Genomic DNA, 9,535 nt, shown 5'->3' on the forward strand with positions numbered 1-9,535 from the left:
TAGAGTATAAAAAGCAATGAAATCAGTTATCACTACAGTTATTGGATCTGCTGATGCAGCAGGTCGTTTTCCAACCACCTCCGATCTAGAATCAGTTCAAGGTAGCATTCAGCGTGCTACAGCTCGTCTAGAAGCTGCTGAAAAGCTAGCTTCTGGTATCGATGCCGTAGCTAAGGAAGCTTATGATGCTGCCTTCAAGAAATATCCTTACCTGAGCCAAGAAGGTGAAGCTGGCGACACTCAAGTTAAGAAAGACAAGTGCCTGCGCGACATCAAGCACTACTTACGCTTGATCAACTACAGCTTAGTTGTGGGTGGTACTGGCCCTCTGGATGAATGGGGTATTGCAGGTGCTCGCGAAGTTTATCGCTCTTTAAATCTGCCCACAGCTCCTTATGTTACCGCAATGACTTACACCCGCGATCGCGCTTGCGCTCCTCGCGACTTCTCTCCTCAAGCGTTGGTTGAGTTCCGCAATCTCCTCGACTACGTAATCAACTCCCTTTCATAGTAATAGGGATTGACTAGACGTAGACGAGCGATCGTCATACTCTAAAACTTAGGGACTCTCAGTCTGTTGCTTTGCCTGTATCAGGTTGGGTGATTGACCAAGAGTCCCTATGTTGTTAATAATTCGTAATTCGTAATTAATGATTGAACTTGGGGGATTTAAACAAGGAAATTTTCTTTTATGACAATAGATTCTCTATTTGCACAGTTAAAACACCCCAATCCCAATTTGCGGGAACGAGCCATGTGGGAACTGGCTAATGTCCGTGATGAAAATACTATTCCTCGGCTGATGGGTATTTTAGATGAAGAAGATGTCACCTATCGTCGAGCTGCGGTAAAAGCACTGGGTGCTATTGGTACAGATGCTGTACCGCTACTGGTAGAGTCATTAGTAAATAGTGATAATGCAACCATTCGGGGTAGTTGTGCTAAAGCTCTAGCACAGGTTGCTGCTAATCATCCTGACGTTCCCTTCCCGAATGAGGGCTTACAGGGATTGCAAACAGCGCTTAATGACCCAAATCCAGTTGTTTATATCGCATCAGTAATGGCGCTGGGTGAGATTGGATCTCCTGCCTTTGAGATTTTGGCTGAAGCTCTGAAAAAAATAGATAATGTTGCAGTGGCTGTGGCGATCGTCAATGCACTCGGTTCGATGGGTGATATCCGCGGAGTGGAAGTGCTGACGGCATTGACAAACGATGAATCTATCGATCCGTATGTTCGAGAGTCAGCAGTGAGCGCTTTGCCTCGATTAGATCAAGTGATTAAATATAACCGATAGTAGCGATCGCTCTTACAACTACTTTTATCAATCCCAATAGGGCGGAATACATTAGATAAACAGACTGGGTTTCACTTTAAAGTAACTTCCGAGTGCCTTAGCTTGTGCCTTACTAATCGACCGCTTACCGTTCACAACTTCAGATACCACGCCGCTCGACCCGATGATGCCCACCAAGTCCGCTTGACGGGTGCAACTGACTTCCATAATGTGTTGGAGAATTTCATGCGGTGCAGATTCATCCATTGGATAGTTCTGTGCCTCATACGCTTCAACCAGGGTTACTATCAACTTATGCAGAGCTTGCTCTTCTGGAGTCCGGTTTTTGCAAAATGTTAGGCGCTCTGCTATTGCTAGGGCGCGATCATACTCTTCTTCCGTCTCAATCACCTTGGGAGCGACTTCAGCTAGTAAATTACTATAAGCAGCTTGGTCAAAAGTAAGGGTCATTTTTCCATTTACCTTTGTTATATTCGGCATGAGTTAGAAAGTATTTGTAATAAACCGTTTGGTTTTGGTAGTCAATACCAACAATCAGACGATATTCATTCCCTTTGATGTTAAAGACAGTAAAATTTCCAACCGCTTCAGCATCCCGATAAATCTGACGAACGTCCTCCAAATTCTGCCATTCCACTTTGTTGACGGTTGCGTACCAGTTGTCAACTTGCTTTTTAACATCAGGGTACTGGGCAGCATCAATGCGGAGGTTACGAATCGCAATCAGATGCATTTGTCTCTACGTTGTTTGTCTATATTCTTCGATCAACGAAAAACTAATTTCTGCTTAAATACTCTCAAAAAGAGAGTATAATGTCAAGTTAGAAATGTCCATCGCCTTATTCCCAAGCTTCCTCCTCTAACTGCCTCTCAATTTGAGAAATCGCCAACTTCATCACTGCCTGAACCCCCGCTTCTTCTTCCTCAGTTAATGTGGCTTGCAGGGGTTCTAAAGCAGCACCGTCGCCAATTTTCATCAATGCCAAAGCCGCTGCTTTTCGGGTTTCCCAATCGGGATGATGTAGTAATTCAACAAGGCTAGGAATTGCCGATCGATAAGTCAGGCTACCCAAAGCGGCGGCGGCTTCACTCCGGACAATTTCAGATGGGTCGTTGAGGGCATTAATTAAAATATTAAATGCTCCTTCTTGAGTGCCTTCTTGAGCAATTTTAGCGATCGCACCCACCACCGCAGCCCGAACTTCAGCAGAGTCGGAGTTAATCTCTCGATATAAATGCTCCTTCGCTTCTGCCCCAATAAATCCTAACGCCCATACCGCATGACCTTTGGCACTTTCTGGATACTCGGTTGAGGCTAAGATTTTCAGCAATGCTGGTACAGCTGCCTCACCTATTTTGGCAAGCCCTCCCACCGACGAGGTTTTGACCACCATATCCTCATCATTTAACAGGGCATTGACCAAAGTCGGAACTGCGATCGGGTCAGCAATGAGTGTCAAGGTTTTGGCGCTGGCTCTCCGCACAACTGGGTTGGGATGATTTGCCACAGCTTCCATCAATAAAGGGGTCGCTGGTTTGCCGATTTTACCCAAAGCCTCTGCAAAACTCAACCTAACCATGCCTCGTGAGTCCGCCATACTCTCAACCATCTGCTTTATTAGCTCTTGGTCATCTGAGTTGAAGGTGTTTAAGGCTAATTGCTCGCTCACTACTGAAAATAAAGCATCAGTTTCTGCATGGGACAGATTTAACGAATCTGCCCCGGATTGAGTTTCGGAGTTGAGCATATAATCTCTAGCTAAATTATCAAGACAAATGACTAGTTGCTGCCACTCAGGGCAGCCTGCTGATTACGGAGTTCTTGGAGGGCAGAATCAATCTTGGCAAGCTCAGGCTCCAGTTTTGCCATAACGCTTACTCTCATCAACTTAGCCCGTTTTGCTGTTTCCGTAGTTTCTTGAACTAGACGTTCCCGATATTGCTCAAGTTCTGCAATCACTTCTGCTACATCTTGAGCGGTTATGTGATTAGCTGTTGTGAGTTCAGAGGTTTCATCCATAAGTTTGGTTTCCTAAATATGTGTTTATATGAATGATGTGCGATCGGTGTTCCCAAAAATGCTTGTATTTGGTTACTCGCTAAAGACTAACATTTAGCTGTTACATAAAACTGAACAATTAGCAAGAGGCAACTGAACTAATAGCTGACAAATGCATATATTATGATCTTCTCAGATCGCGTTACCACTGGTAAAGCTTTTTGATGTAAATCTTCAAAAGTTTAACCCAACTACATTCTGGAAAAAGATCGTGGAAACGACAAGAAACAACCCACTAGATATACGTCATATTAGTCCTAACGTCAGAGAGCTAATTAAGCAATACGCTGCTGTAAATAACTGTACGCAGGCGGAAATGCTAGAGCGTATTGTTTTAGAGTGGAACACCCAACAAAGTGACAGCGAACGACCATCAGGAGATGAGGATGAATAGCTTTTTTGTACAGTTTTTTTGAGGGCGATGATGCGGTTTTTTGGTTTGTTTGGCTCTACCTCGTTATTTTGTACTCGCCCCGTCTACGCTTCATCTTCCCAGTCCCCAATCACTAGTAGCCAGTCCCTAGTACGATAGTAAAAGTGACTTCAAAGCAATTATCCAAGAGCCATTTTATAGATCAATGGATAAACGTTTTTTTAAAATGTTTGGGCTAACAGAAGAAGAAGCGATCGCAATTATCGATACACCATTAGAACAACTCGAAGACGCTTCTGATAAATATATTGCTGTTTCCCATTTAATTAACTTCCCGACTGAGCAATCGATCGCGGCTTTGGTGCGGGCGATTGAAACTAGTAACCCTGATGAGTTAGACCACCGCATTGTCCGACGCAAAGCTGTGGAAAGTCTGGGGCGATTGCAGGCACAATCAGCTTTACCTGTAATTCGGCAATGCCTTAAAGATGATGATATTTATACTGTTGAAAATACCGTGTGGACGATCGGAGAAATCGGGACTAGAGATCCAGAAATTCTCGAAGAGGTAGCGCAACTCCTTGATAAACCAGGTCAAATCTATCGAGTCATTATCCACACTCTAGCTAACGCTGATTATCGTCCGTCCCTTGAACGTGTACGGAAGTTTACCCAAGTTGAGGATGAACCTACCCGTAGTGCGGCGATCGCTACAGTTTGTCGCTTCACAGATGACTATTCCCAAATTAGTGAAGTGATAGCGCTACTACAAAGTTCTAGTGTCAATGCACGGCGAGGTTGCATTCAAGATTTGATTGATTCCCGCTACTACAAAGCCATCCCAGAAATCGCTCGTTGTCCTGTATCTTTGGTGTTCCGGTTGCGAGCATTGCGGATGCTATTGGATGCAGGGGTTCCCAGTGGTGAAATTACTTTTACAGAAATTCAACCTTACTTAGAGCAAGTACTCTACGATCGCCCCAACGACCTCGATCTAGTACATGAGTATGATGCTACCCCTGTTCTAGATTTTGTGATTAACGAACTCTACGAAACCGATTTTGGACGTTGCTATTTAGCAACAAAAACCTTACTAGATATCTATCCACAAGAAGCACCCCAAGCACTTTTAGTAACTTATGGCGACAAAGCATATAACGACTATGGCGCTCATTATCATGTGATGAAACTTTTCGGCTGGCTGAAATATGCTCCTGCCTACGATTTATTAATAGAAAATCTGCACAACCGCGAACCCCAGTTTCAGAAATCTCGTGCAGCATGTGCGATCGCTCTTGGTGAATTAGGTGATTCACGAGCAATTTTTGAACTCAAAATTTGCCTCAATACGCCGATTTGGGATTTGAAATACGCTTGTTTATTGGCGCTAGACCGCTTAGGAGACTCGTCCGGTCGGGAAATTTGCACTGGCGATCGTGATTGGTTAATTAGGGCGAAAGCAACAAGTACTCAATAGTTAGAAGTTAGAATTCAGGAGTTATATTAAGCTTAGATATCCGTTAGTTCCCGGATAACACGGCAGGGGTTGCCGGCAGCTAACACCCCGGCAGGAATGTCGTGGGTGACTACGCTGCCCGCGCCGATGACGCACCCCGAACCGATTGTCACGCCCGGACAAATGACAGCCGCGCCGCCGACCCACACATCAGAGCCGATCTCTACCGACTTGCCGAACTCTTGCTGGCGGCGCAGCTTTGCGTTAAGCGGGTGGGTGGCAGTATAAATCTGCACCCCTGGGCCAAACAATGTGTAATCTCCGATTTTGACCTGGCAGACATCGAGCACAACGCAGTTGAAGTTGAAGAAGCACTTCTTCCCAAGGAGTATGTTGAACCCGTAGTCGCAGAAGAATGGCGACTGTATCCACACGTCCTCGCCTCCTGCGCCCAACAGTTCTTGGAGGATGCGCTGACGCTCCTCGTGTTGGGAAAAGCGCATGGCATTGAGGTCTTGACACAAGTCCCGCGCCCGGTCGCGAGCGCGGACTAGTTCAGGGTCAAGCTTGTTATACAGCTCTCCCGCCAACATCTTCTCGCGTTCACTAAGCACAATAACGCCTCTTTACAACAGATTGCAGGTTCATGAAGTACAACACTAAACCAGATTTCAATTTCAGTAAACCGAAAAGTTTTGCGTTGGCGTTCGCGGAGCGTGTCGCAGACAAGCCTCTCGTTCGCGTAGCGTCTCCCCTTGGGAGAAGAGAAGCGTCTCGTAGAGAAGGTATCGCCCGAATCCATAACTAGCAACTTGAGTTCTTCAAAGTTAGGAGTAGAAACGCACATCTGTACGCCTCTACTGGCTGTTTAGGACTTGCTATTGGTGACTGCTTCGTTTAAAACTAACTTTGGTTCTGGTGTCTCCTCTTCTTCTTCTGGCAAACCGAAAATTGACCTGTACAACTTTACGTACTCCTTAGCAGATTGATACCAACTAAAATCTTCACTCATACCCCGTTTTTGTAGTTCTTGCCATTGCGGTTTGAAACGGAAGCCTTCCCAAGCTCGGATCATACAAGTGAAAAGGTCTAGCGGTTCATAGCGATCAAAGCAATAACCAGTACCGGCAGCATTTTCAGGGTCGTGATGGCTTACAGTGTCAACTAGTCCACCTGTGCGGCGGACAATGGGTACAGAACCGTAGCGCAAAGCCATCATTTGGCTAATACCGCATGGTTCAAAACGGCTGGGCATCAAGAAGGCATCAGTACCAGCGTAGATCCGGCGAGACAGGGCATCGTTATACAGTAAGTAAGTTGCCATGCGTCCGGGGAAGCGGGATGCTAATTGCCACATCTGAGTTTCATAGTTGCGATCGCCTGTCCCTAACAGCACAAACTGGGCATCTGTATAAGATAGGAAGCGATCGAGGATTTGCAATATCAAATCAATGCCTTTTTGTTCCACTAATCGGGTAACAATCCCAACAAAAAAGGCTTTGGAGTTGACTTCTAATCCTAATTCTTGTTGCAAAGCAATTTTATTGGCTTTGCGTTTATCTAAAGTAGCAGTAGTAAAGGTTTGCTCAATGTATTTGTCATTTTCAGGGTTATATACCTCAGTATCAATACCATTGATAATCCCAGATAATTTACCGCTAATAAAGGACAGCAAACCTTCTAACGTTTCACCGTAAGTAGCTGTCTTGATTTGCTCGGCATAGGTGGGTGAAACTGTATTTACCTTGTTGGCAAATTGTACCGCCGCCGCCATGACGTTGTGTCCTTGCATATACCAGGGACACCAAGTAATTTTTTCTAAATACCAACGCCACGGCCCTTGATAAGCCAGGTTATGGATGGTAAACACTGTGGTGATATCAGGATCTTGGTGCATCCACACGGGAATCATCCCTGTATGCCAATCGTGACAATGGATAATATCTGGCTTCCAATAATTCCAGGCAAATTCGGCTGCACCATTAGCAAACAATGTGAACCGCCAATCTTCATCATCTCCAGAATAGATGCGGCGCGGCATGAAGGACGGATGTCCAAATAAGTACAAGGGAACATCAGTACCAGGCAGAACACTTTCGTATACTGCGAAGTGCTGGAACATGACATCTCCCCACCAGATCGGTTCTTGGGGAATTTCCATTTTGTCTGGCAGGAAGCCGTAGTAAGGCAAGAATATCCGCACATCATGCCCCATTTCTCTCAGGACTTTGGGTAATGCCCCGACAACATCACCCATTCCTCCTACTTTCGCAACTGGTGCTGCTTCTGCTGCAACAAATAGAATCCGCATGGTAATTTTTGTTTCCCTGAGTCTATATTGTCAAATTAACCTTTTGAAATCCCGCTCAACGCGAATTGTCGCGTCTGGCACATAATTTAGTGCAACGGCGATCAATTCTTATCTAATCACATTGGCTTGCCCAATTGCTTAGGAACCGCGCTGAATCACCGCAAAAATTTCTGATAAAATTTCTTGCGCTCCCTGTTGCCGCAAAAGTTCTGCTAGTTCTGTGCCTAGTGCTTCGGCATTGTTGGCAAGCCCGGTGACGGTATCTTTGACGAACTTTTGACCATCTACACTGGCGACTATCCCAGTTAAAGTTAAATTCTCACCCGATATTTCTGTATTTACACCGATAGGTACTTGACATCCACCCTCTAGAGAACGGAGAAAAGATCGTTCAGCGAGACAGCGATCGCGTGTTTCGGTATGTTCAATTGCTTTGAGTAGAGATAGCACTTCACTATCATCAGCACGGCATTCTATCCCCAAAGCTCCTTGTCCGACCGCGTGGAGGGAGATTTCTTTGGGTAAGATTTGATGAACGCGATCGCCCATTCCCAATCTCTCTAATCCTGCTGCTGCCAAAATCAAAGCATCGTATTCACCTGCATCCAGTTTTGCCAACCGTGTAATTAAGTTTCCCCGCACATCCTTAAAGGTAAAGTGAGGGAAATGGTGGCGTAACTGTGCTAACCGCCGTAGAGAAGATGTCCCAATTACCGCACCTTCTGGCAACGTATCGATTTGTTTATCTTTGTGCTTTTCATGCACCACTAATGCATCTGCTGGGTTTTCTCGTTCAGTAATTGCTGCTAACGTTAACCCTTCTGGTAAGTGAGTCGGCAGATCCTTGAGAGAATGAACTGCAAAGTCAATCTCTTGATTGATCATTCCGAGTTCAAGTTCTTTAGTAAAAAGTCCTTTATCGCCAATCTTAGCTAATGCTACATCCAAGATTTTATCGCCTTGGGTAGACATGGTGTGGACTTCAAAAGTGATATCAGGAAAGGATTTCTGGAGTTGCTCTTGTACCCAATAGGTCTGAACCAGAGCAAGTTGGCTTTTGCGTGAGCCGATCCGAATAGTGCGTGGGGGACTAGAAACAACTGAAGTCATAAAACAATATAATATCGCACGCGATAAATTCACTTTTATCTAGACTACCGTAGTCAGGGACTCATGCGAATTTTGGGTTTTGGATTTTGGATTTTGGATTACAATTCTTTACCAAAAGCTTGTTTGTGAAATCTCAAATAATAGAATTTTTATGCATTGAGGATGTTGCGATCGCTCACAATGGCGATCGCTACATCTCAAGTTTCAGCTAGTAACCACCAAATTTTGGGAAATAACCAAATGTAGTCAGCAAACTAAACAAGACAATCAGTGCCAGTGTCGAAGCTAATAGCAATAACACCACATCTCTGTCAGAACTGCGTAAGAAGGTTTGTAAATTAAAAGGCTCAACCTGCTTTTTCGTCGTGGGAAGCGGTAATTTATCGCGATACTCTTCGCCATAACGAGCCATTCTGGCAAATGGTAATTCTCCTAGAGAGCGTCCTTGTAAAATCCGTCGCCGTTGATAAGGAACTGTATTGTAACCAAAGTTACTCATATACTCCTCACTATCCACCAAATCGTCGATAAACCTGTGCAGTCCTTTACTCGCTAGCACAATCGACCAGGCTAGTTTTTCGCGTTCATTGTAAACCTCACGACCCAATAAGCGCTGTACGCATATCTGCACAAAGCGATAATTGTTATTGCTTTCGTAATTGAGCCGCCGAAATGCATCAGATATTGCTAACCCTCGAATGAAATCCCTGACTGTAATTTGGCCAGTTTTCAGTTGAGATTCTAGACAGGTTTGCCGATTGCTATCTAGCATCTGTTGTTCGTGGAAAATCTGGCGATAGGCTGCCTTAATCAAGGCATCCATTTCTAGCGATGATTGCAGATATTCGGTTGTATAAATTCTAGGTTGCTCATCGCCAAAAATTTCATATCCAGATACACGATGATTTCGAGATGAAGGGGAATAGTTT

At 44.8% G+C, this 9,535-nt stretch carries 13 protein-coding genes; 5 read left to right on the top strand and 8 right to left on the bottom strand.

All coding sequences use genetic code 11. The features are described from left to right. Positions 1–16: 16 nt before the first annotated feature. Positions 17–511 (top strand): globin family protein, encoded by a 495-nt coding sequence (locus IQ229_RS03105; protein ID WP_194041190.1) that lies wholly within the window; start codon positions 17–19, stop codon positions 509–511. 180 nt (positions 512–691) lie between these two features. Then, positions 692–1,297 (top strand): HEAT repeat domain-containing protein, encoded by a 606-nt coding sequence (locus IQ229_RS03110; RefSeq protein ID WP_194041192.1) that lies wholly within the window; start codon positions 692–694, stop codon positions 1,295–1,297. A gap of 51 nt (positions 1,298–1,348) precedes the next feature. Here the strand turns inward: IQ229_RS03110 and IQ229_RS03115 are convergent, their stop codons facing one another. The 4 genes from IQ229_RS03115 to IQ229_RS03130 form a co-directional block, all read right to left on the bottom strand. Continuing rightward, the gene (locus IQ229_RS03115) at positions 1,349–1,747 is read right to left on the bottom strand and encodes a helix-turn-helix domain-containing protein (protein WP_194041194.1); all 399 of its coding nucleotides are present in this window, start codon (positions 1,745–1,747) and stop codon (positions 1,349–1,351) included. Continuing rightward, on the bottom strand, positions 1,731–2,030 hold the full coding sequence (locus IQ229_RS03120; RefSeq protein ID WP_194041196.1) for a type II toxin-antitoxin system HigB family toxin: 300 nt from the start codon (positions 2,028–2,030) through the stop codon (positions 1,731–1,733). Before IQ229_RS03120 ends, IQ229_RS03115 begins: the two co-directional genes overlap by 17 nt. Before the next feature lie 106 nt (positions 2,031–2,136). Next, the gene (locus tag IQ229_RS03125) at positions 2,137–3,045 is read right to left on the bottom strand and encodes a HEAT repeat domain-containing protein (protein ID WP_194041198.1); all 909 of its coding nucleotides are present in this window, start codon (positions 3,043–3,045) and stop codon (positions 2,137–2,139) included. 32 nt (positions 3,046–3,077) lie between these two features. Further along, positions 3,078–3,317 (bottom strand): hypothetical protein, encoded by a 240-nt coding sequence (locus IQ229_RS03130; protein ID WP_194041200.1) that lies wholly within the window; start codon positions 3,315–3,317, stop codon positions 3,078–3,080. Between the two features lie 250 nt (positions 3,318–3,567). On the opposite strand from IQ229_RS03130, the gene IQ229_RS03135 reads away from it, so the two are divergent. Next, positions 3,568–3,750, top strand: coding sequence for a hypothetical protein (locus IQ229_RS03135; RefSeq protein ID WP_194041202.1), 183 nt, complete (start codon positions 3,568–3,570; stop codon positions 3,748–3,750). Between the two features lie 184 nt (positions 3,751–3,934). After that, complete coding sequence (locus tag IQ229_RS03140; protein ID WP_194041204.1) at positions 3,935–5,206, top strand: HEAT repeat domain-containing protein; 1,272 nt, start codon at positions 3,935–3,937, stop codon at positions 5,204–5,206. 32 nt (positions 5,207–5,238) lie between these two features. Here IQ229_RS03140 and IQ229_RS03145 read toward each other — a convergent pair whose 3' ends face one another. The 3 genes from IQ229_RS03145 to hemC form a co-directional block, all read right to left on the bottom strand. Further along, a complete protein-coding gene (locus IQ229_RS03145) occupies positions 5,239–5,799 on the bottom strand; it encodes a sugar O-acetyltransferase (protein ID WP_194041206.1) in 561 nt (186 codons plus the stop codon). Between the two features lie 254 nt (positions 5,800–6,053). Continuing rightward, complete coding sequence (gene glgA / locus IQ229_RS03150) at positions 6,054–7,496, bottom strand: glycogen synthase GlgA (RefSeq protein WP_194041208.1); 1,443 nt, start codon at positions 7,494–7,496, stop codon at positions 6,054–6,056. A gap of 138 nt (positions 7,497–7,634) precedes the next feature. Continuing rightward, positions 7,635–8,606, bottom strand: coding sequence for a hydroxymethylbilane synthase (hemC, locus tag IQ229_RS03155; protein ID WP_194041210.1), 972 nt, complete (start codon positions 8,604–8,606; stop codon positions 7,635–7,637). A gap of 86 nt (positions 8,607–8,692) precedes the next feature. Here hemC and IQ229_RS24410 point away from each other — a divergent pair, with 86 nt between their 5' ends. After that, a complete protein-coding gene (locus IQ229_RS24410) occupies positions 8,693–8,818 on the top strand; it encodes a hypothetical protein (protein ID WP_265582945.1) in 126 nt (41 codons plus the stop codon). Here IQ229_RS24410 and IQ229_RS03160 read toward each other — a convergent pair. Beyond that, the coding region (locus IQ229_RS03160; RefSeq protein ID WP_194041212.1) for a phycobilisome rod-core linker polypeptide at positions 8,815–9,535 on the bottom strand (721 nt) is incomplete at its 5' end. The genes IQ229_RS24410 and IQ229_RS03160 overlap by 4 nt on opposite strands.

The organism is Nostoc cf. edaphicum LEGE 07299 (genome assembly GCF_015207245.1).
GTDB lineage: Bacteria > Cyanobacteriota > Cyanobacteriia > Cyanobacteriales > Nostocaceae > Nostoc > Nostoc edaphicum_B.

What these genes read in the sequence shown, in the direction of transcription:
- hemC (WP_194041210.1), bottom strand. Translation starts at nt 8,606, where the DNA reads ATGACTTCAGTTGTTTCTAGTCCCCCACGCACTATTCGGATCGGCTCA.
- IQ229_RS03115 (WP_194041194.1), bottom strand. Translation starts at nt 1,747, where the DNA reads ATGACCCTTACTTTTGACCAAGCTGCTTATAGTAATTTACTAGCTGAA.
- glgA (WP_194041208.1), bottom strand. Translation starts at nt 7,496, where the DNA reads ATGCGGATTCTATTTGTTGCAGCAGAAGCAGCACCAGTTGCGAAAGTA.
- IQ229_RS03110 (WP_194041192.1), top strand. Translation starts at nt 692, where the DNA reads ATGACAATAGATTCTCTATTTGCACAGTTAAAACACCCCAATCCCAAT.
- IQ229_RS03105 (WP_194041190.1), top strand. Translation starts at nt 17, where the DNA reads ATGAAATCAGTTATCACTACAGTTATTGGATCTGCTGATGCAGCAGGT.
- IQ229_RS03140 (WP_194041204.1), top strand. Translation starts at nt 3,935, where the DNA reads ATGGATAAACGTTTTTTTAAAATGTTTGGGCTAACAGAAGAAGAAGCG.
- IQ229_RS03130 (WP_194041200.1), bottom strand. Translation starts at nt 3,317, where the DNA reads ATGGATGAAACCTCTGAACTCACAACAGCTAATCACATAACCGCTCAA.
- IQ229_RS03125 (WP_194041198.1), bottom strand. Translation starts at nt 3,045, where the DNA reads ATGCTCAACTCCGAAACTCAATCCGGGGCAGATTCGTTAAATCTGTCC.
- IQ229_RS03120 (WP_194041196.1), bottom strand. Translation starts at nt 2,030, where the DNA reads ATGCATCTGATTGCGATTCGTAACCTCCGCATTGATGCTGCCCAGTAC.